Source organism: Enterococcus sp. 5B3_DIV0040 (genome assembly GCF_002140755.1).
Taxonomy (GTDB): Bacteria; Bacillota; Bacilli; order Lactobacillales; family Enterococcaceae; genus Enterococcus_D; species Enterococcus_D casseliflavus.
On sequence record NZ_NGLC01000002.1, the window covers coordinates 655,628 to 677,779 of the forward strand.

Consider the following 22,152-nt stretch of genomic DNA (forward strand, 5'->3'; position numbering starts at 1 on the left):
ATAAAAATGGAACAGCAGAAATTAACCGAACTACTTTCAGAAATGACCTTAGATGAAAAAATCGATCAGTTGCTGCAACTGGCAGCGGCTTTTTATTCAGATAAAGCAGAAGAGAAAACAGGTCCGATGGGCGACTTAGGACTGACACAAGAAAACATCAACAACGCGGGAACAACGCTAGGTGTTTCTGGTGCAAAAGAAGCGATCCGCGTCCAAAAAGAGTATATCGCCAATAACCGCTTGAATATCCCGACGATATTGATGGCGGACATCATTCACGGCTTTCGGACGATTTTCCCGATTCCATTAGGATTAGGTAGTTCATGGGGTTTGGCAGCAGCGGAGAAAATGGCGGAAGTATCTGCCAAAGAAGCAGCTGTTTCTGGCTTGCATGTGACCTTTTCACCGATGGTGGACTTAGTAAGAGACCCACGCTGGGGCCGTGTCATGGAATCGACGGGGGAAGATCCTTACTTGAACAGTCGTTTCGCTGAAGCCTTTGTCAAAGGCTATCAAGGGGATGATCTGCGAACGGATTTCAACCGCGTGGCTGCTTGTGTCAAACATTTTGCGGCTTACGGTGCGGCTATCGGTGGTCGCGATTACAACACGGTCAATATGTCAGAACGCCAACTGCGAGAAAGTTATTTGCCAGGCTATAAAGCAGCCCTTGATGCTGGTGCCAAGCTGGTGATGACCTCCTTTAATACGGTAGACGGCATTCCAGCAACGGCCAATCGCTGGCTTTTCCGCGATGTTTTGCGAGAAGAATTCGGGTTTGAAGGCGTTGTGATCTCTGACTGGGCAGCAATCAAAGAAGTGATCGCTCATGGCGCAGCGGAGGATGAAAAACATGCCGCTGAACTAGCCATCAAAGCTGGGGTCGATATCGAGATGATGACGACTTGCTACACCGATAACTTGAAAGAGTTGATCGCAGAAGGCACCGTTGAGGAAGCCTTAGTCGATGAAGCGGTGCTAAGAATCTTGACCTTAAAAAATGAGCTAGGGCTATTTGAAAATCCATACCGCGGCGCTGATGAAGCCGCTGAAGCAGCCACTGTTTTGTCTCAAGAACACCGAGAGATCGCCAGCGATATCGCAAAGAAATCAATGGTGTTGTTGAAAAATGAAGGTGTCCTGCCGTTGCAGAAAACCGAAAAAGTCGCGATCGTGGGCCCAGGCGCTCACTCCCGTGATCTATTAGGTGCTTGGTCTTGGCAAGGGAAACAAGAAGAAGTAGTGACTTTAGTGGAGGGTGCCCAAGCCTTGGGTGCGGATCTGTTGATCGGTCAAGAGCCCTTTGATTATTTTGCACCGTCTGAAACGGCGATCCAAGAAGCAATCGAATTAGTGAAGGCAGCCGATAAAGTGGTCTTAGCACTAGGAGAGCAGGAATGGATGAGCGGCGAAGCTGCCAGCCGCAGCGACATTCGTTTGCCGCAAGCCCAATTGTCCTTGGTTGAAACCTTAAAAGAATACAACGAGCAATTGATCGTAACTCTTTATAACGGTCGTCCTCTTGATTTGCAAGGTGTAGATGCAGCCAAAGCGATCGTCGAGGCTTGGTTCCCTGGAACCGAAGGCGGAAACGCACTTGCTCAGATCCTGTGGGGAGAATACAATCCAAGCGGTCGCTTGAGCATGTCATTCCCAGAAACCGTTGGACAAGTTCCTGTGTATTACAACGTTGACAATACCGGTCGTCCTTATGAAAGTGCACCGGATGAAAAATATGTCTCGAAATATTTGGATGTCTCCAATTATGCCAAATATCCATTTGGGTTTGGCTTGAGTTATAGCCCAGTTGCGTATTCTGCGGTGACGTTGGATCAGCCGACTATGACCAAAGATCAAACGGTCACGGCTTCCATCACTGTTACGAACCAAGGAACAGCAGCGGTCTGGGAAACGGTCCAATGCTACATTCGCGATTTAGTCGGTGAAGTGGTTCGCCCAGTGAAAGAACTGAAAGGCTTTAAGAAAATTTGGCTAGAGGCTGGCGAATCAGCAACCGTTCAATTTGAGATCACGGAAGAACTGCTGCGCTATGTCCACAGCAACCAACAATTAAGCAGTGATCCAGGGAAATTCCACATCATGATTGGTGGGAACAGCCGAGACACCCAACAAACAACCCTGCAATTAGTTAGGTAAGATAGGAAGGTTTCTATGACGAAAAAAATAGTGATGAATAACGCAAATACGACCGTGACGTTTTTACCAAACGGTGATTTATATGAGATCCAAAGTCACGGTGTGATGATCAATCAGTTGAACGGAAATGCGCTAGATGGTAGTTTGAATCAAATCTATCTACGTCTGCGTGAGGCGGGGGAGTTGTCCTTTATTCCCTTGATCGGTTCAAATGCTAACAGTGCCTTTGCCTACTCAGAAAAACAGCTGACTTGGACTGGGACGTACCAGTCCATCGATTACCAAGTTGATTTCCAATTGGCACAAGATTGCTGGTTCTGGCGGGTTCAATTGAGTGGTTCTGGGGAAGCGGAACTAGTTTACGGACAAGACCTTGGCAATGCCACCAAAGGTGCTGTTCAATCCAATGAAGCCTATGTTTCGCAATATATCGATCATCATGTTAGCCATGATAAGGATCGCATCGTGCTTTCTTCGCGCCAAAATCAACCACAAAATGGTCAATTTCCATTGGTGGAACAGGGCAGCTTCCAAGCCTTAAAAGGTTTCTCGACGGATGGCTATCAATTTTTCGGTCGCAGCTACAAAGAAACGAATCAACCAGCTGCACTTAGCCAAGAAACGTTAGCCAATGAAGTGTATCAATACGAATTTGCCTATACGGCACTGCAAACGCAATGGTTGACGGTAAGTGAGACGCCTACGGAAATCGTTTTTTACGCAGCGGTCAAAGCCAATCAAGCGACGGCAGTCAATGAACCGCAGTTTGCACTTGAAACGCTAAAAGAAACGTATCAAGCCTTGTCCTTTGACTCGTTGCAAGCAACGGCGCAGCAACGAAAAAACTTCGGTCGACCGCTCACAGGGCTGACATTTTCCACAGAAGAAATCAACGAGCGGTTCCCGCAGCAAGAAGCAGTGGAAATCGTTGACCAACAGCTTTATTCCTTTTTTACCCCTGACTATCACCATGTCGTATTGAAGGAAAAAGAAGCACAGATGGAACGCTCCCATGGGCATATTTTGATGAGCGGACAAGAGTTGATCGTCGATCAACCCATTTTGAGCACGACTGTTTACATGACGGGGATGTTTAACTCCCAAATCGTATTAGGCAATACGAACATGAATAAATTGTTGAGTAATAGCCGCAACTCATTGAATCTGTTCAAACGTTCTGGTCAGCGGATCTATCTGAAAGACGGCGATCAATGGCGGATTTTAACGATGCCATCTGCTTTTGAAATGGGCTTGAATTCGGCGACGTGGTACTACAAAACAGCGGATGATGTCATTCAAGTAACGACCTTCACGAAAGCAAACGGACGCACGATCGCAACCACCATCACCAGTGAAGCAGGACGTGCCTACACCTGGGCCATCACTAATCAATTTGTGATGGGGATCGATGAAGCCGCACCGACTGCTGCTGTTACGCAAGACCAACAATTGCTCACCATCAAAGGAACAGCGGATTCACCGATTGCGGAAACTTATCCAGAATTGACGTATTATCTCCATGCAGCTCAGCCTTTTGAACTGACCGATGAAGCAATATTCAATGTGGCCGCTGCTGATAGCACGACCGTATTGACCTTTGCAGAACAGGCGACGGTTTCCTTCGTGATCCAAGGCACACTGACTGGTGAACCCTTTGTTTCCGAAACGTTAGATCGCCAGCAAGAAGACACTGCCTATACGGCCTTTGTCGATGATTTGTTGAATCAGTTTGAATTGAAACATTCGCAGGCGGACGTTACATCCTTCAATCACTTGGCACGCTGGTACACCCACAATATGCTTGTTCATTACTTGTCTCCTCATGGTCTTGAACAGTACGGTGGTGCTGCTTGGGGGACTCGAGACGTTTCCCAAGGACCGACTGAGTATTTCTTAGCACTTAATCGTCCTGAAATGGTGGCGTCCATCATCGAGCATTTGTTTGAAAATCAATTTGCAGATGACGGCAACTGGCCACAATGGTTTATGTTTGATCGCTATGAGAAACAAAAAGCCGATGAGAGCCACGGAGATGTGATCGTCTGGCCAATGAAAGTCGTTAGTGACTATCTCGAAAAAACCAAAGATTTCACGATTTTGGAAAAAGAACTGCCTTATACGGATCGCGCAACCTTCCTGAAAACCAAGACCAAAGCTTCGTTGTTTGATCATTTGAAAAAAGAAGTGGCGTATATCGAAGCGAACTTCTTGGAAGGAACGTACCTGTCTTGTTATGGCGATGGCGATTGGGATGACACCTTGCAGCCAAATAACAGTAAGTTGAAGAAACAAATGGCCAGCAGCTGGACCGTTGCCTTGACCTATGAAGTATTGAAAAAATTAGCCAGCCAGTTGCAGGCATTTGACCCAGAGTATGCCAAACATTTAACAGAACTGTCTAAGGGCATCAAACACGACTTTGAAAAATACATGTTAGCTGCTGATGGCACTTTGCCAGGATTTGTCTATATGGAAGATAGCGAGCACGTGGAACTGATGGTCCATCCGACTGACAAGAAAACTGGTATCCAATACCGCTTGCTGCCGATGCAACAAAGCATGATCGGTGAGCTGTTATCTCCCGAACAAGCCGATCATCATGTGGCGATCATCAAGGAGCATTTGCAATTTCCAGATGGGGTGCGCTTGATGAATCGTCCAGCGACTTATGCGGGTGGTGTCAGCACCAATTTCAAGCGAGCAGAACAAGCAGCCAACTTTGGACGAGAAATCGGTTTGCAGTACGTTCACGCCCACATCCGCTTTACCGAAGCGATGGCGAAATTAGGTCGAGAAGAAGAGACTTGGCAAGCGCTTGGGGTCATCAATCCGATCCAGATCGCTCAACGGGTCGAAAACGCGGAGATCCGTCAAGCAAACGCGTATTTCAGCAGTTCTGATGGCGATTTCAAAACAAGGGTTGAAGCCCAAGAAAATTTTGGTAAACTTAAGGAGGCAGCAGTCGGCGTCAAAGGCGGCTGGCGCATCTATTCTAGTGGTCCAGGGATCTATATGAATCAGTTGATCAGCAATGTGTTAGGCATACGTACTTTTGTTGATCACGTTGAACTTGATCCCGTCTTGCCAGCGGAGCTAGCAGGGTTGACACTGACGTATCGACTCTTTGATCGGCCGGTCGAAATCGTCTATCATTCGGCAAGTACGCCGAAAGTATTGATCAACGGGGAAGAAATGTCCACTGAGTTTGCGGAAAATCGCTACCGTCAAGGTGCGCTTGTCCTGAAGAAAGCAGCACTTTGCGCCAAATTAAACGAAAACCAAACCAATACGATCGATATTTATCGTTAAGAAAGGAGAAGCCATGGTAGGAATCAAAGATATTGCCCAAAAAGCGGGTGTCTCCATATCCACCGTTTCGTATGCATTGAATGGCAGTCCAAAAGTGACCGAGGAAACCCGCGCGCGGATTCAAGCGATCGCAAACGAATTGAACTATGTTCCGAACATGGCTGCTCGCACACTGAAACGCAGACAAACCAACATCATCGGTGTTTATCTCGCCGATTACGCCGGAAGTTTTTATGGGGAATTGCTAGATGGCATCAAGAAAGGGCTGGAACTTTTCGGCTATGAAATGATCGTCTGCAGCGGCAAGAAATCACACTTGTTTATTCCTGAGCGGATGGTGGACGGTGCCATTATTTTGGATTGGACGTTTCCAGCAAAGGAAATCGAGCAATACGCCCAACGAGGGCATCAAATCGTCGTGTTAGACCGTGTCTTGTCTCATGAAAACATCCATCAAGTCTTGTTAGACAATAAAGGAGGGGCTGCGCTGGCGATCGATCGCTTGATCGCTGGACAAAGCCAAAAAGTCTTCCTCTTAGCAGGGCCAGAAAAAGGCTACGACAGTCGGGAGCGCTTGGAAGCCAGTACGAAAGAATTGACGCGCTTTGGTATTCCTTATGAAGTCATTCCTGGTGACTTCACGGAACCTTCTGGTTATCGAGCGGCAAAACAGCTCTTAGCAAATGATCCCCAGTTTCCCATTGATATCTTTGCCTTCAATGATGAAATGGCGATCGGTGTCTACAAATATGTCCGCGAGACCGACTATCGCATCGGAAAAGAGATCCGCATCATCGGGTTTGATAACACGGAATTAGGCGCTTTTGTGCAGCCGCGCTTAGCGACGATCTCCTATTCGAAACATCGATGGGGCATGGTGGCAGCTGAGAAAATCGTACAATCGATCCAAGGGGATCCAGTGGCGGACGAGCATATTTATACCACTTTTGTGGATGGCGGATCATTTATTTAATTGATCCATTAAAGAAAAAATAGTTGAAAAAGGAATGGTGAAATGGGAAGGATTTTATCTTACAGAACATACCAAAGCAATTGATGGAGAAAGAACTATTGAAAGAAGTAAACCAATTCAAAAGTTCCAGATGGATGTTAATGAGATCGCCGAAACTTTAAATCAGGCAACACTCAAGAACAAATCAGTAGCTATCTAAATTGAAGCGCATGATCGAGATGGGAATTACTTTCCTGATATAGTTGGCCATACTTAGGGGGCATGATGAACTAGAAATATATGTTGGTGGTAATAAGGTTGGCTATGATAAAATTAGGAATATTAAAATAGCCAACATAACCAAGTGGTCGGACAAAAGTAACCTCTTATAAAAAGTACTCACAAATTATTAAATTATATTAGCGATAATTATTTAAAGCTAGCTTTCTGATATAATAGTTTGTAAAGGAGTGCTAAGATGATTAACTTTTTAAAAGGTTTAAAAATAAGAATCCTATATATATATTCAATGATTTCGCTACTTATAGGTGTCTATTTAAGTGTAAATTGGATTCCTGTAAGCGTTGAAGGACTAAGCAAATCCCAAAAACAGGAGCTTTTAAGAGAAGGATCAATCAACTGGGAACTTGGTGTAGTTTTTAAGGTATTAGCCCTGATACTTTTCTTGGGTGCACTAGTAAAATCCATTATATATATCTTAAACAAAAAGAGATAAGCGTAAAGCTCATCTCTTTTTATACTATCTAGAAACTTCGTGGATCACTTCGATTTTATAAGGAATGATAAAGCCTGCTCTTTGCATTGCATAACAATAATTGTTTCCGAATCCCACCTCGAAGTTGCCATCATAACCATTTAGCTCCCATTTGAAATCAAATATATCCGTAACCTTTACTTGAGTCCAATAATTTCCATTGGCTTGTTTCTTATAAGTTACTGTGTAACTAACTCCACGTAACGCTGTGTGAAGTTGGCCGCTTAGAAATGTATAACTTCCTGAGAAAGAACCAGATTTTTTACCTGTAGAAAATGCTTCTTTTTTAAGTCTAGAATAATAAGCGGTCATTAACTCCTCGCCGTCTACAGTCTTTGCCCAGCTATCGTTTTTATTAACATATGTCGAAGGTTTCCATGTTGGATTCCAATAGTAATTCTCAGCAGAAATAATGGCGTGCTTCATATAAGCAGCAGTCTGATTGTGACCTTTTTTCTTAACCATTGATATACCTTTATTGTATGCAGCAATTGCAGCCGCATAAACTGGATTTGCAGGAGTTACCGATGATCTAGCACCTATCTTAGACTTTGGTTCAACATAAAAAGGATCAACTGATTCGGCAACGTCCGCTTTATACTCTTCCAACAATGCATCTTGTTCGGCATCATAGGAATTTAAAACTGTTAAACTCTCATTTAAAGATGCGTTGAACTCTTCAGCACTATCAGAATCTTCAAACATTCTAATTACACCATCAATATACTCTCTATTGGACTCTTCATTGGATATTGCCTCATTAATTAATGATTGATTAGTTTCATCTATCTCAAAACCATTCTCATCTGCATAACCATTTATTTGACCAAAACTTAAAACTGATATACCAAACACTACACTAATTAAAAACTTCTTCATTGTTTTAATCTCCTTTTTCATTAATAATTTACTAACAAAATTAATATAACATACTATAATATATAAAAAGTGTTTTAAGTTATATTTATATCCTAACAATTTTGTAATATGTAGGAAAGGATGTAAAATTGAACAAAGTTGAATACAATAATATGCAAGTAAACCTTCGTTCTTTGCGGCACAAACTTGATTTTCAATGCATAATATTCGTTATACTGTATTATTAAAAAACGAACATAATAGGGTATTTATGAAAAAAGTATAAAAATATTAGGGTTTACTTGTTGGTTATAATTGGATTTGTAGGAGGCTATTTTCTATCTGTAGATCCAGCTAAAGACTTCTATGGTGATTGGTATGGTGTTGCTAACGAGGGGAAGGAGAGTTTTATTTTAGAATAGATAAAGAAAAAAATAATCGATTATGGAAATGATGATTATAATTCACCTGGTTTTCCTTACACAGTGAAAAAGTCTGGAAATGGATTTTATATTGAAGTGTCTGATGATGAGCTAAAAAATATTTTTCCCGAATTAATAAACTTTAAGTATAAAAACAATATGACATTTTTACTGAATGATGATGAAGAATCAATTGAGTACTTTGTGGCTATAGATGGTTTTTTGAATAATGTAAAACTACATAAAACATCCTTTGAAGATTCGTATAACAAAACCGAAGAGTCAACCTCACAAAGTCTAATAGCAAGTGAAACAGAAACTTCTTACAGTTCTTTGCTTAATGAAACTCATTCATCAGAAACGACATCATCAATTGATTCTCCAAAAGTATCAGATCTAAGTGAAAAAATTGATTCATTTATTGCGAATTATACGTCAATTCCACCAGATTAGATTATGGAAAAGGAACTTGATGGAATTACAATAAGAGCAACAAACTTTGCTGCAACAAATGAAGCCGAGGCATCATCTATTCAGTATCATTTGCTAATGGAGAGGCAACATCTTGCAACGATGTATACGCACAAGTCATTGGAGAATAATAGCTATTTTCAATAGAGGCTAATATGCAAAAAGATAAATCTGAGCAGGATGAAACTCATTCTAGCTCAGATTTTTTTGAATATTATTTTCCTTGTTTTGTATTCATATTTGTAGAATCATTCATACCACTTATCGTCCTCTTAGTTTGTTTATTTTGTCGTGATTTAATCATATTAGAGAACGATATTTTTTTTAATACCGAAAATGAAAATGAGGCTGAAGAATCAATTTTGACTCATCAGTCCCATAAATTATAGAGCCTTTCTTGCGGCTTTCTTTTATGGGCTTTTGTCACAGTCTCTTTTTTGCGTTATTTCAAAAATAACTTTACTTATTTTATCAAAATCAGTGATTTATAAAAAAAATAATAATTTTTATTTTGTTATTTTATATGCAATGGAATTTTTAAATAACGTTTTTTATTCATTTTTGATTATAACATTATCATTATCTACAGTCAGAAGATAGGAAGCGTTCTTTTAACTTATTATTTTAGGTCGTTAGAAAAGAGTTTTGTGCCGCTGAATTTTGTCAAATATTATAACTTTTTATTTATTTTTCTCATCTTAATTTAATTATGAGTGTTGATTTATCCCTCGTTTTTTGTATGATTTATGAAAGAGAAAAGCAGTTTTTTTGAAAAGAATCGATGATTCATCCTGATAATTTGCGCTTTTTTTCAATCGATGAGTCACAGATAGCTCTAAGATGTGGAAGTTACAAAAATCAGAATTATGAAAAATAAATTATAATCATAATTTTGAATGGAAGAAAAAAAGAATTATAATTCTCTTTCGCCAACTCGCTAAACTAAGAGTTGTAACACAGGGCGTGCACTGCGCGATACGTTTATTTTTTTAAGATAGGAGGGATAAAGTGAAACGGTTTTTAACAACTTTACTTGTTTTTCTACTAACATCAGGTCCGTGTTTTTCATATGCAATGGTAGTGGCACAAGCCGAAAGTGTTACAAAAACAAGTGAAGAACAAAGTATGTCTTCTTCTGACCCTGTCGTTTCATCGATCGACAGTCTGGAAGAGACGAACGAAACTGAAGTGCAAGCATCTAGTGAACCTGCTTCGACAGATTCGTCTACAGGAGCCACTGACACAGCTTCATCTGAAACAGAAGCTTCATCGGAAGCTGTAGAAGAAGTACAGGTGACCTTTCTGACAGACACGGAGCATCTATTTGCTACCGGGGAAACCCGCACTCAGATCAGCAAAAACAAAGGGGAAGCACTAAAAGAAAGTGAGTTGCCAGTTTTTGAAGATGATACTGCTTTTGAAGGCTGGTCGTTAGATGGCACGGTCTATACAAGTCAAGCGTTGACCGAATTGATTCTCACGGAGAACCAAACCTTAACTGCTGTTTTTAAACCGACGGTTAAGGCAAGAGCGGCGGACATCTCGTTGGCAGAGCAATCGATCAAAGAGATCATTGCAGAAGCCGATAAAACGAAAGTGATCGCTGTACCAAGCCCAGCTGGAGATGGATCAGCATATGCGGAATACACCAATAGTGCTGAAGGCATTCGTCAAGCGTTGTTTGATATGTATCAAAACGGCAATGGCCAAGAATTTGCTTTGTATGTTGGCTCGGGTGGATCGCTATCACTGCCAACGAATCTGACTTCAAAGACGATTCCAGCCACAGTCGATAATACGAACATGACTTTTTATGCGCTACAAGGAAAAGTCAGCCGCTTGATCATCACAGGGCATAGTGATGATCCCATCACAGATGCAACAACGTTGACCACTGGGAGTCGCACGGTTGCACTTGGCACGGACATTTACTTCGGTTCTGATGTAGTGATTCGAAACCTCAACTATAGTGGTACGAGGATGTACATGAATGGGTATAGCCTTTCATTGAACGGTGGGTCCACCGGGAATGGTCTTGCGATTTATGGGGGAAGCAACAATGGCGACCTTTCGGGAAACCCAACAATCACATTGAATGCGACAGGTTCAGGAACTTGGAACATTTATGGGGGGAATCAAAACGGTGGTACGTTGACCGGGAATACAGCGATTGTCGTAAATAATACAGTAGGTAATATCAGTACGATCGCTGGAGGTGCCAATATCGGTACGATTGATGGGAATACCAGTGTCACGATCAATCGTTTGAATGGGACCTTAAGTAATTATTATGGGGGCGGTGTCGGAACCACTACTTCAAATACAGCCAATGTTACTGGTAATGTCGCAACAGTCTTTCAAACAACGAACACCAATTTCCGTTTAGGAACCTACTATGGCGGTGTTCAATACGGCAACATTGGTGGAACAGTCAACAATACTCTCACAGGAGTGGGTGGTTGGACCGGCACAGGATTGAATTATTATGGTGGTTCCAGAGAAGGAAATATTGGACTGACACGAGAGCAAACGGCCATTACGAACCAAGTAGACACTAGCGCCTATTCTACAGGAGCGGCCTATTTTATTGGCGCCAATCGAACCAATGGAACGATTACTGGGAGTATTGAAAATACGATTAAAGCAGGAGACTACAATCAAGGGTCTTTCAATCGTGTCGATGGTGGAGCAGGAATGGACGTGAGTGTTACCAGTCTACAAACTGGATCCGATAGTGTGTATGACGCGATGACACCTGATGATCGTCGGGCTTACGCTGAAACCACAGCTCGCTTTAAGGTATACGGAGATATTACGACGAAAATCCTAGAAGGCTGTGTCAGTTATGGAGGAGACAACTTATCCTATACGCGGGCAGCTGGGTACGGCGGTTTTATTGATGGCAACACAACTGTTGAAGTAGGGGTATTAAATGATTCCCGAACGGTTGGTGGTCCTGGATTTGTCTATAGTTATGGAGGACGGTCCTATAAAAATGGTGTGGCCTATTCAAACAGCTTGAATTCACGTGCGAATGGTGTCGGAACGTTTGATATCGTAGGCGGAGGCGGTACCAATGGTGTACAAGCAACCAATCTTTATATTTATGGGGATACAAAAACAGTCTTAAACAATGTAGTTGCTCGTTGGACCTATGGCGGTGGCTTTTCAGGGATCATCGAAGGAAACACGTCAAACATCTTGAATGGTGGGATCGTTGATACGTTAGAAGGTGCAGGATATACCGGGAAACGTGTATTCGGTGATTCACATGCTGAAGTAAATTACGGTCAAGTTGACTGGTTTCTCAGTGGTGGTGGTTGGGGTGATGCCAAAATTACAGGGGACGTTTCAGTCACTGTTCATGATGGTATCATCAATGCCTCAATGGGTGCCTCGTATGGGTATTTTTCAGGACACACGATCAATGGTAATTCTGATAATCGAATTTACGGCGGAGATTTTTCTGGAACACCTCGGACAGGTCCAAGTGCTTTTTCCGGGGGAATCACGAATGCAGGATCGCTGCTAGGGGATGCACAATTAACAATCGATTTAAGAAACTATGATGGAGAATTCAAGCTTCCTTCTGGAACGAACATCTCAGGCGGTAATCCGTTTAACAGTACAAATATCGTTGGGACCGACAGCTCCAATACGATTACATTGAACATTTACACAAAGCCGGGGTCAGATGCGCTGAATGGGGCAACGATCTATGGTGATGGCGGACGGACTGCTAGCAATACGAGAAGCGGCAAAATTTATATGAATATCCAGGCGGAAGGATCAAGTATCGGGAATTTATACACCACGTATTATTCCAATATTTCTTCCAATCAAATTTTAAGAGATGTCGAGATGCGACTTCAAGGAGCCAAAAGTATCAATGGGATCTCAGGCGGAAACGCGTCAGATAACTTTACGAACACGATCGTAGCCAACAGCAGTAATCAAGTGAAGATGAACTTTGGTGAAAATGTCGATGGGACAGCTTCTTATCAAACTGATCCAATCGCTGTGACGGGTCTGGGGATCGTCAACTTTACCGAATTGAATGTGACAAACGGCATCAAGCTGATGGCCAATGGGGGAGACATCAAAAATGGCCGTTCAGCGACTGCTGCCAATCACGCAACGACCTATCATCAGTTCGGTAACATCCATCTTTCCAAGGATGCTGGTATCGGGATTTCTTCCGCAACGAATTTGATTTCAGGAGCGAAGTTAACGGTAGAAGACAAAGGGACGATCGAGTCGCCGCCGGGAACGGGGCGAATCAATCTCTCGGATTTCGCCACACCAGATACGGATAAAGATCATTTAACGTGGCTGAAAACGACGACCAATGATGCAGGTTCTCGAGTCAACAGTCAAGGAACGTGGTTTGGTGCGGTTAGTGCCTATCAAGTACTGACCATAAATCCAACTGCTGCTAATGCTGCAGCGATCACGCCAATCAATTTCAGCGGGATCGAAAAAGCGACTGGGAAAACCTTCATCGGGGACAACGATGTGACCAATGCAGCCAACGGGTACGGTATTGCGATACCAGGTTCGATCATTAACTACGAAGTCGAAACACCCGGAGTCGCGAATGGGATCGGTGCCATTAGTCACAATGTAACGGCAGTCAAAGAGAACAATACGCCGTTGACTTTGCAAGCATGGGGAACTGAGCAGGCGGGGACACAGGTGCAAAAAGGGCGTTTATTGATTCCCTACACGGTAACGGAATTGCCAACATTGACGTTCACACCAGAAACCCAAACGTCCGGTTCATGGGTCTATGGGGGTCAAATCAAATCCAGCAAGCTGGATAGCACGGATCAGCAGTTGACGGAACAACCAGATTCAGAGCCAGTTGATTGGACGAGTCCTGATGGGGAGTATAGTTACGATATCAGTGTCCGCTACTCAAATAAGGCGGAAGTCCAAGCCCGCAATGTGATTCTTACAGAACAAGAGGCACAATCGCTGACCAAAGAACAAGCTGTGACTTATCTCGAAGCTAGTGGGCGTCCTTTCTTTAAGGATACGCTGACAGATGAGGTCTTAGATTCGATTCAAGAACCGTTAGAAACAGCGGTCTATCGCAAACAAGCGATCACTTTCTCAGTAGGGGAAAACGATCAGAATCAGGCAGAAACTACCGTGAATCTGGTGGTGGTCAAAAATGAAAGTGTCATTTCTGCTGATCGGCAATTTGCCGTCTATGCAAAAGATGTCCGTTTGACCTTACCAGAAGCAACGGCGCTGAGAGATGAAGCCGCTTTGGCAGACTATACCCAAGCAACCACGATTTTTGCAGATAATCGGGCAAATGTACCACCGACTGTCGATCCGCAAGCTTTTGCCGCGATCCAGCAAGCAACGGAAGCTGAGCTGTTGAAAAATGTGTCAACGGCTTACCATTATGAAGCAGGCAGTCAACGGGCAGAAAAAGTCGTCAATGTCGCAGTTGCCGGCGAGCTTATTTTAAGCAGTGTGCCAACAGACTTTGATTTTGGGCAGCAGAAAGTTGCCACAGAAACACAAGATTATTGGCCAACGATCACAGGCGAGCTAGCAGTGAAAGATACGAGAGGGTCCGAACGGAGTCCATGGCGCTTGACGGTCAAAGAGCAACAGCCATTAACGGATGGGACAGATCAATTAACCGATGTCTTCCGCTTTGTGACAAACGGTCAAGAACAGATGATAACCAGTGGGGAAATGATCATCGAGGAAACGGAATTGACAGAAAATGGCACATACGTCGTGAATCAGCACTGGGGCGAAAGTCAGAATGAAGGAATCAAGCTTACCGTTCCAGTCGAACAGCAAAAAGTCGGGGACTATCAAGGAACCTTGAGCTGGCAGCTAGTTTCGGCACCTGGCAACCCATAAAGGCAGGAAAATAAATGAAAAAAATCATGATCGGTATTATTGCTGGCTGTCTATTAATGTTTCCTCAGCTCGTTTCAGCAGCCGAAGCAGGTGCCTATGACAGCAATGGCATTACTTCCTTTTTCGGTGTCTATGAAGAACCAGTTGAGGAGCCAGAAGAGCCCGTAAAAGAACAGCCAGGGAATAAACAAGTAAATCAAAAAGGCAACAACATTCTGCCGGCAACAGGGTCGGATCACTTTAATAGCTATCAAAGCAGTGGTCTTGTCGTTTTGTTGGCAGCAGGAATCATTTTAATCAAAAGGAGAACAAAAAATGAAAAAACTTTTCTTGACGGCAGGCATTCTATTGATGAGCACTGCTCTGTTACCAACAACCGTTAATGCCGCTGAATACACCTCAAATGGAGCAATCACTTTTGAAGCGGACCCGAATCCAACCAATCCAGTTGATCCGACCGATCCAGAAAAACCAGTGGATCCCGTCGATCCAACCGATCCAGATGGACCAAACCCTGGAACAGCTGGACCATTATCGATCGATTTTGCTTCAAGCTTTCAATTTGGCAACCAACTGATCACTTCCGAAACAAAAGATTATTACGCACAGCTGCAAGAGTTCACAGCTGGCGCTGCTGGACCAAACTATGTGCAAGTAACAGATAAACGAGGAACACAAGAAGGCTGGTCATTGAGCGTTGTGCAAAACGGACAATTCAAAACGGCTGATGACGAAGAACTAGTCGGGGCTTCATTATCGATCGCCTCAGGTGCAGCAACTTCGGTCACCGATATGCAGTATGCACCAACGGTTACGGCAAGTCATACCTTTGTACCCGATAGTGAAATCACATTGGTCAACGCACCTGTCGGAAAAGGAATGGGCACTTGGATCTACAAGTTTGGGAACGATGCAACGGAAGGGTCAACGGCAGTAAAATTAAATGTACCAGGCAGTTCCGTAAAATTAGCCAAAGAGTATCGGACGACATTGACTTGGAATTTAAAGAATGTCCCTGAAAGCAATTAAAATCACTGATTTTCAGTAAAACAGATAAAGGAGTGTCAAATAGAAATGAAAAAAACAGCATGGGTCTTTTTAAGTCTTGCCGTATTGGCAGCAGCGAGTGCAGCAACTGAGGTTTCAGCAGCTGAAGCGGCTTCTTACACCTCAAATGGGGCGGTTGATTTTATTCCAAATACCGATCCGACGAACCCAGTCAATCCAGAAAATCCAGATCCAGAAAACCCAGTCAATCCTGTGGATCCAACCGATCCAGATGGACCAAACCCTGGAACGAATGGACCATTATCGATCGATTATGCCTCTAGCTTAGATTTTGGCGTCAATAAAATCTCCAATAAAAACGAAGTCTATTATGCACGAGCACAAGGGTATTTGAATGACGATGACACAGTTTCTACATTAAAAACTGCCAATTATGTCCAAGTAACGGATAATCGCGGTAGTAATGCCGGTTGGCGGTTGTCTGTGAAACAAAATGGGCAGTTCAAAAATGAGTCAACGTTGAATCAAGAATTGACAGGTTCTGTCATCACCTTAACAAATCCTGAGGTTAATTCTAATGCAATTGGCGTTACTAAACCAGTGGCAGAAGCAACGATCACATTGGATGCAGCAGGTGCTGAATCAGTGGTGATGACTGCAGCAAATCAAACGGGGGCTGGAACATGGGTCAATGCTTGGGGAAGCGTTGAGACGGTCACTGAAATAGATAAGGATGGCCAAGAGGTACAAGCAGATGTTACCAAAGCTGTCGCACTTTCTGTACCCGGCAGCACACCAAAAGATGCCGTTAGCTACACGACTACACTAACTTGGGTATTATCAGATACACCAGGAACGGAAGGATAAGGAGTATAGACATGAAAAAAACACTAGCATTTCTCTCAGTATTAGGGCTAAGCTTCGCTGCTCCTGTGCTGGCACAAGCAGCGGACAGCGCAGAATACAATTCAAACGGACAGATCACTTTTGAACCAAATACAGACCCAACCAATCCAATCAGTCCAACAGACCCAGATCCAGAAAATCCGATCAAACCAGTTGACCCAACGGACCCAGATGGACCAAATCCAGGAACCAACGGACCGTTATCGATTGATTTTGCTTCAAGCCTTTACTTTGGTACACAAAAAATCACCTCGAAAACAGAGGTCTATCATGCGGAAACCCAAAAATACGTGGATTCAGCAAATGTGAATCAAGAAGGACCAAATTTTGTCCAAGTGACAGACAATCGGGGAACAGAGAGCGGTTGGACATTGAATGTTCGCCAAAATGGCCAGTTCAAAACAGCGGAAGACCAAGAATTGACTGCTGCGCAAATTCGTTTGACAAAGGGAACTGTGGTAACACCTTCCTTGTCACCAAAACCATCAAATGTGAGCGCAACGATCACATTGAATCCGAATGGTGCCCAATCCTTAGTGATGAGTGCCCAAGATGGTGAAGGAGCAGGAACCTATCTAATGAGTTGGGGCGATAGTTTAGCTGCAGCTATGGATAGCATTGAGTTGGAAGTTCCAGGCTCAACGACAAAATATGCCAGCCAATACAACACCACGTTTACTTGGTTACTGACAGACACACCAACAAACCCATAAGTACCAGCTTTCTCCTTGAACCCTTTCGAGGTTTAAGGAGAATACATAGAAAGAAGGGACATCCATCATGAAAAAAATCAACCAGCTTTTGGCGCTCCTATTCGCAAGTATTTTCTTTTTTGTACCAACGATAGGAACCGCTTCTGAATTTAACTTTGCCGTCAATCCCGTAATTCCAGAAAATCAAATCGATAAAGAAAAAACTTATTTTGATTTGAAAATGGCGCCAGGTACGGTACAAACCGTTGAAGTCCAATTGCGTAATGACACCGATCAAGAGGTCGTCATCGCGCCAGTGATCGCTTCAGCTACCACAAACTTAAACGGAGTCGTGGAATATGGCGAAAACGACATCGAAGCGGACGAAACCTTGCCTTATGATATGGCTGATTTGATTGAAGTGGATGAAGAGATCACGATCCCCAAACAATCCCAAATCACCTTGCCCTTAAAGATCACCATGCCTTCAGAATCCTTTGAAGGGGTCATCGCAGGCGGATTGACCTTAAAAGAGACGACAGAGGAAGCCGATACTGCTGACAGTGAAGAAGAGCAAGGGTTAGCTATCAAGAATGAGTATGCCTATGTCGTTGCGATTTTACTGCGACAAAACACAACAGAAGTTTCACCGGATCTAAAACTGCTAGATGTTGGACCAGGTCAAGTCAACGCCCGAAATACTATCAATGTCACCCTTCAAAATCCTGAAGCAGCTTACTTGAATTCATTACGCCTGATCAATGAAGTGAAGAAAAAAGGTGATAGCGACGTCTTGTATTCTTCGGATACCTCACGAATGCAAATGGCACCTAATTCCAACTTCTCGTACCCAATCTCTTTAGAAGGACAACGTTTAGAAGCAGGGACCTACGTGTTGACTTCCGTTGCCTATGGTGGAAAAAGCGATGAAGGGCAATACAAAATTGAAAATGAAGAAGGCGAAGAAGAAAGCTATCTCTATAAATGGACCTTCGAAAAAGAATTTACAGTGACGGGAGAGGTCGCACGTGATCTTAATAAGAAGGATGTGACGATCGAAACAGATTACACATGGCTTTACTTCTTGATCGGCGGACTGTTGCTACTACTCGCCTTGCTGCTGCTTTTATGGTACCGACGAAAGAAAAAAAATGAAACGGATGAAGCGTGAGCGCCTTGAGAAATGCTTGATCGATGGGTTGATCATCTTAGGTATTCTTTTGCTGGCACTGCCTTTTCTAAAAGAAAGCATCGTCAGTTGGCAATTACGCACCACGCAATTGACGATAGCCACCCAGCTGCCGGCAACGATCCCAGAAGAAGAAACGATCCGAATGCCGGCTCTGTCAGATGTAATGGCGCCTCAGCCGACAACGATCACTGGGTACGGCTTTGTCGCAATCGAGGCGATCGATTTCCAGCAGCCGCTGTTGGTGGGACTAACGAATCAACAGCTGCTGAGAGGCGGCGTCGTGATGTTTCCCGAACGTTCGTTGAAAAATAGCAATTTTGTCGTTTTAGGGCATCATCTTGGCAGACAAAGTTTGTTATTTGGTCAATTGCTAGAAGCACAGGTGGGGATGGAAGTATCAGTGACCTATCTCGAGGAGAGTCAACAGTATATCATCACGGATAAAAAAATCGTAGACGAATCGGACTTGGCGGTGCTAGAGGAAGAACAGACACCAAAATTGACCTTGATCACTTGCCCTACGCCTACTCGAACAGAAGAACGGTACGTGCTGACAGCGATTCCTGTTGAGCAGGCAACTGCCGATCATCCACAAAAACCAGCGGCGACAATCAGCACGACGAAAGCAGCAAAAGTGATGGTTGAAAAACAAGAAACGGTATGGAAACAACAATCAATGAAAAATTGGTTTCTTTTATTTGTTATTTTATTTATAATTAGTGGATGTCTGCTGGGCGCCCATAAGTTGTTGGACCGTTCAGCGTCGTAGAAACATCATCAGAAGATGCGCTGATGATAAGGAGGGTGAATAAAATGAAACGCAGATTTGGCTTTGTCATTGGTGCGTGCATGATTATCGGAATGATCGATCTTGTTACAGAACAAGTCGTTTTTGCGACCATTTATAATCCGCTGGACCCCTCAGAAGAAATCGTCCCGACGGACCCACCAGAAGAAATACCAGAAAAAGTGGAGGAACCGCCAACTGAAATGGAAGAATCCAAAGAACAACCCGCGCCTGAACCAGAAACCGTTCCGAAAAAAGAGCCGGAGCGATCCTCACTGTCAGAAAGCAGTTTTTTGGAGAAGCAAAAACATTTTGCCCAACGAGTCATGCTGGAGGATGTCTTTGCGCCGGATCGTTTGAACGTCGATCTAGCACTGCCAGGAAATAATACAGATGGTGATGGCGATGATAAGCCTTCTTATCTTGCCAGCTTGTGCTACTTATTTTCAGGAAACGTCCTTTATGGCCAAAAAAACAATGGAGGCTTGAAAACGCATGTTTGTGACATTTTTGAATAAGGCGGACAAACGAAAATTGGTGATGCTGCAATATTTGGAAAACGCAGTCGCTCTTTCGGAAACGAAGGAAACATTGATGGATCAATTGACCATGTCGGAATTTTTGATCAACAAAACCGTTCAAGAATTGAATCTTGATTTTTATGAACTCGGATTGAATGAGGAATTTGAGATCGTGACCGATGGGACGGTCATTAAACTGAATGCCTCGGGGCTGGCAACTTCCGATACACTGCTGACCTATTATTTGGATCAAGCGTTGAAATTTTCCATGTTGAAAGAATGTTTTTTTGAGCAATTGTCTTCTTTATACGAATTTGCTACCAATCACTATTTAAGCCATAATCCCGTCTATAAAGAATTTAAACAGTTCAAACTGATCTTGAAAGAATATGATATTGAAGTGACGAAAGAATTTCAGCTGGTTGGGGAGGAAAGTGAGATCAGGGAATTTATTTTTCTCTTTTTTATGAAGGAATACTATCTGAATCATTCGCCTTTTCCAAAAGAAATCCTAGAAAAAGAAAAGACCTTTGATCGTTTTAATGAAAGCACCTGGCTTAAACCAGAACAGTCTGCTCGCATGCGGATTCGCAAGAAACATTATCTAGGAATCGTTTTGGCACGGATGACGAATGGTCATTACCTGCAAAACAGCGTGGAAAATGATTTAGTCTTGCCCAAGCATCTCGTGATCATTGAGGAATTGAAACGCTGGCTGCAGGAGATTTTGACGATCACCGATCAAGAAGTGCTAGAGCGTGAAGCTCGAGATATTTTGCGCTTTTTGATCGTTGAGGGCTGGCTGATCGACAACAATAGCTACATCGATCAAGAACAAACCTATATCCAACAATTAAACGAGCATTTTATTCAAGCCGTCCAACAGCAGTTTTCCTTAACCGCGGACACGTTGGCACTTCTTCATGCTGAAACGACAACGATCCATTATCAGCTCTTGTCGTTTTCCTTTAGTTCTCGCTATGAATACCAATATATGGATGTGACGTATTTTCTTGAAACCTATCCAGAATATGCTGCCTTTTGCCGTAACTATCTGGAAGAAAGCCGCAACCGGCCGATCTTATGGAACAATAAAGAGTTTTTGTTTTTCAGGTACCTGATTCTGTTGATTTCCACGATTCCGCTAAAAGAGATTTTGGTTCCCTTGTATGTCTGCGTGGACTTTTCATTTGGCGATTCCTACAATCAGATGATCCAAAAGAATATCGAAAAAATCCTCGATTTAAATGTCCAATTCCAAAGTTACCCAGATGATCATACGCATCTGATTCTTTCAAACTTACCCTTTTATGGTGCATTGGGGATCGACCATATCTTATGGCTGGCACCACCTAGACCCATCGACTGGGCCAATTTCACTGAAAAAGTCAGTGTGATTCGAAGAGAACAGTTTCAAACCAAAATGGCACAATGAGCAACCTGCCGTTTAACTATCGAAAGCAACGTCTGCCTCAAATGGAGGCAGGCGTTTTTTGTAGAAACCTGTCCTATTTAAAAAGCGCCCAGGAATCTATTGCTCTGATGAAGGTTTCGGGGAAGGTCTGTGAAAAAGGACCATTTGATAGGATTTTTTTTTGCAGGAAAATTTGGTATGATAGAAAGAGAAGAAAAAGAGGTGCCCTATGATGGATGGGAAACAAACGAAGGCTGTGATTGGCCAGACATTGATCACCCTTTGTGAGACCAAAGAAGTGAATAAAATCAGCGTACAGGAGATCGCCGAAAAGGCGCAAGTCAATCGGCAGACGTTTTACTACCATTTTCCTGATAAAAAAGCTTTGATCCAATGGATCTATCGGCAAGATGCCCTGATTTTTTTGACGACAGAAGATGTCTCCCTTGATAACTGGGAAGAAGCCGCCTTGCGCATGCTGAAAGCAATGAAACAAGCGCCGGCCTTTTACCGCAAATCACTGGCTTATGACCGCGAAATCTTAATGAACGGATTTCTACAGATCACAGAACCGCTTTTTCAGCGCTTGTTCTTGGAGGTCGATCAAGAGCAACAATTGACGAAACAAGACATTCTATTTTATAGCCGGTTCTTTTCCTACGGCTGCGGAGGCATTTTGGAAAATTGGATTCACAACGACTTTCCAGAGACCCCTTTAGAGATTGCAACGCAATTGTTTCGTTTGGCGAAGGATGTGGAATTTTTTGGCCACCAAATCTATGAAAAAGAGGAGCAGTGA

General features: G+C 43.2%; 16 protein-coding genes. 15 read left to right on the plus strand and 1 reads right to left on the minus strand.

Features of this window, described 5'->3' with window-relative positions:
- Positions 1-6: 6 nt before the first annotated feature.
- The 4 genes from A5883_RS15485 to A5883_RS15500 all read left to right on the plus strand — a co-directional run bounded on the left by A5883_RS15485 (position 7) and on the right by A5883_RS15500 (position 7,154).
- The gene (locus A5883_RS15485; RefSeq protein WP_086338978.1) at positions 7-2,157 is read left to right on the plus strand and encodes a glycoside hydrolase family 3 N-terminal domain-containing protein; all 2,151 of its coding nucleotides are present in this window, start codon (positions 7-9) and stop codon (positions 2,155-2,157) included.
- 15 nt (positions 2,158-2,172) lie between these two features.
- Positions 2,173-5,466 (plus strand): GH36-type glycosyl hydrolase domain-containing protein, encoded by a 3,294-nt coding sequence (locus A5883_RS15490; RefSeq protein WP_086338979.1) that lies wholly within the window; start codon positions 2,173-2,175, stop codon positions 5,464-5,466.
- A gap of 13 nt (positions 5,467-5,479) precedes the next feature.
- Positions 5,480-6,439, plus strand: a complete 960-nt coding sequence (locus tag A5883_RS15495; RefSeq protein WP_015508838.1) for a LacI family DNA-binding transcriptional regulator — start codon at positions 5,480-5,482, stop codon at positions 6,437-6,439.
- 457 nt (positions 6,440-6,896) lie between these two features.
- Positions 6,897-7,154, plus strand: coding sequence for a hypothetical protein (locus A5883_RS15500; RefSeq protein WP_008376271.1), 258 nt, complete (start codon positions 6,897-6,899; stop codon positions 7,152-7,154).
- 24 nt (positions 7,155-7,178) lie between these two features.
- Here A5883_RS15500 and A5883_RS15505 read toward each other — a convergent pair whose 3' ends face one another.
- Positions 7,179-8,072, minus strand: coding sequence for a hypothetical protein (locus A5883_RS15505; protein WP_086338980.1), 894 nt, complete (start codon positions 8,070-8,072; stop codon positions 7,179-7,181).
- 464 nt (positions 8,073-8,536) lie between these two features.
- Between A5883_RS15505 and A5883_RS15510 the strand changes: the two genes are divergently transcribed.
- The 11 genes from A5883_RS15510 to A5883_RS15570 all read left to right on the plus strand — a co-directional run bounded on the left by A5883_RS15510 (position 8,537) and on the right by A5883_RS15570 (position 22,152).
- Positions 8,537-8,926: a hypothetical protein gene (locus tag A5883_RS15510; RefSeq protein WP_086338981.1), complete on the plus strand. Its 390-nt coding sequence runs from the start codon at positions 8,537-8,539 to the stop codon at positions 8,924-8,926.
- Between the two features lie 1,026 nt (positions 8,927-9,952).
- Positions 9,953-14,833, plus strand: a complete 4,881-nt coding sequence (locus A5883_RS15520; protein ID WP_254907878.1) for a hypothetical protein — start codon at positions 9,953-9,955, stop codon at positions 14,831-14,833.
- Positions 14,834-14,847: 14 nt separating this feature from the next.
- Positions 14,848-15,216, plus strand: a complete 369-nt coding sequence (locus A5883_RS15525; RefSeq protein ID WP_010748658.1) for an LPXTG cell wall anchor domain-containing protein — start codon at positions 14,848-14,850, stop codon at positions 15,214-15,216.
- The gene (locus A5883_RS15530; protein ID WP_016609549.1) at positions 15,149-15,862 is read left to right on the plus strand and encodes a WxL domain-containing protein; all 714 of its coding nucleotides are present in this window, start codon (positions 15,149-15,151) and stop codon (positions 15,860-15,862) included. Before A5883_RS15525 ends, A5883_RS15530 begins: the two co-directional genes overlap by 68 nt.
- A gap of 45 nt (positions 15,863-15,907) precedes the next feature.
- Positions 15,908-16,708, plus strand: a complete 801-nt coding sequence (locus A5883_RS15535; RefSeq protein WP_086338983.1) for a WxL domain-containing protein — start codon at positions 15,908-15,910, stop codon at positions 16,706-16,708.
- A gap of 11 nt (positions 16,709-16,719) precedes the next feature.
- Positions 16,720-17,460 carry a WxL domain-containing protein gene (locus tag A5883_RS15540; RefSeq protein ID WP_086338984.1) on the plus strand — a complete coding sequence of 247 codons (741 nt, stop codon included), beginning with the start codon at positions 16,720-16,722 and terminating at the stop codon, positions 17,458-17,460.
- A 67-nt stretch (positions 17,461-17,527) separates the two neighbouring features.
- Positions 17,528-18,610 (plus strand): DUF916 and DUF3324 domain-containing protein, encoded by a 1,083-nt coding sequence (locus A5883_RS15545; RefSeq protein ID WP_016609552.1) that lies wholly within the window; start codon positions 17,528-17,530, stop codon positions 18,608-18,610.
- On the plus strand, positions 18,600-19,400 hold the full coding sequence (locus A5883_RS15550) for a class A sortase (protein WP_086339160.1): 801 nt from the start codon (positions 18,600-18,602) through the stop codon (positions 19,398-19,400). The genes A5883_RS15545 and A5883_RS15550 overlap by 11 nt, the downstream gene beginning before the upstream one ends.
- 44 nt (positions 19,401-19,444) lie before the next feature.
- Positions 19,445-19,936: a hypothetical protein gene (locus A5883_RS15555; protein WP_015508844.1), complete on the plus strand. Its 492-nt coding sequence runs from the start codon at positions 19,445-19,447 to the stop codon at positions 19,934-19,936.
- Complete coding sequence (locus A5883_RS15560; protein WP_010748665.1) at positions 19,914-21,374, plus strand: helix-turn-helix domain-containing protein; 1,461 nt, start codon at positions 19,914-19,916, stop codon at positions 21,372-21,374. The genes A5883_RS15555 and A5883_RS15560 overlap by 23 nt, the downstream gene beginning before the upstream one ends.
- A 208-nt stretch (positions 21,375-21,582) precedes the next feature.
- Positions 21,583-22,152, plus strand: coding sequence for a TetR/AcrR family transcriptional regulator (locus A5883_RS15570; RefSeq protein WP_005227190.1), 570 nt, complete (start codon positions 21,583-21,585; stop codon positions 22,150-22,152).

Bases quoted from the DNA above. Each gene is read 5' to 3' on its own strand.
- A5883_RS15485 (WP_086338978.1), top strand. From the start codon at position 7: ATGGAACAGCAGAAATTAACCGAACTACTTTCAGAAATGACCTTAGAT.
- A5883_RS15490 (WP_086338979.1), top strand. From the start codon at position 2,173: ATGACGAAAAAAATAGTGATGAATAACGCAAATACGACCGTGACGTTT.
- A5883_RS15495 (WP_015508838.1), top strand. From the start codon at position 5,480: ATGGTAGGAATCAAAGATATTGCCCAAAAAGCGGGTGTCTCCATATCC.
- A5883_RS15500 (WP_008376271.1), top strand. From the start codon at position 6,897: ATGATTAACTTTTTAAAAGGTTTAAAAATAAGAATCCTATATATATAT.
- A5883_RS15505 (WP_086338980.1), bottom strand. From the start codon at position 8,072: ATGAAGAAGTTTTTAATTAGTGTAGTGTTTGGTATATCAGTTTTAAGT.
- A5883_RS15525 (WP_010748658.1), top strand. From the start codon at position 14,848: ATGAAAAAAATCATGATCGGTATTATTGCTGGCTGTCTATTAATGTTT.
- A5883_RS15530 (WP_016609549.1), top strand. From the start codon at position 15,149: ATGAAAAAACTTTTCTTGACGGCAGGCATTCTATTGATGAGCACTGCT.
- A5883_RS15535 (WP_086338983.1), top strand. From the start codon at position 15,908: ATGAAAAAAACAGCATGGGTCTTTTTAAGTCTTGCCGTATTGGCAGCA.
- A5883_RS15540 (WP_086338984.1), top strand. From the start codon at position 16,720: ATGAAAAAAACACTAGCATTTCTCTCAGTATTAGGGCTAAGCTTCGCT.
- A5883_RS15545 (WP_016609552.1), top strand. From the start codon at position 17,528: ATGAAAAAAATCAACCAGCTTTTGGCGCTCCTATTCGCAAGTATTTTC.
- A5883_RS15550 (WP_086339160.1), top strand. From the start codon at position 18,600: ATGAAGCGTGAGCGCCTTGAGAAATGCTTGATCGATGGGTTGATCATC.
- A5883_RS15555 (WP_015508844.1), top strand. From the start codon at position 19,445: ATGAAACGCAGATTTGGCTTTGTCATTGGTGCGTGCATGATTATCGGA.
- A5883_RS15560 (WP_010748665.1), top strand. From the start codon at position 19,914: ATGTTTGTGACATTTTTGAATAAGGCGGACAAACGAAAATTGGTGATG.
- A5883_RS15570 (WP_005227190.1), top strand. From the start codon at position 21,583: ATGATGGATGGGAAACAAACGAAGGCTGTGATTGGCCAGACATTGATC.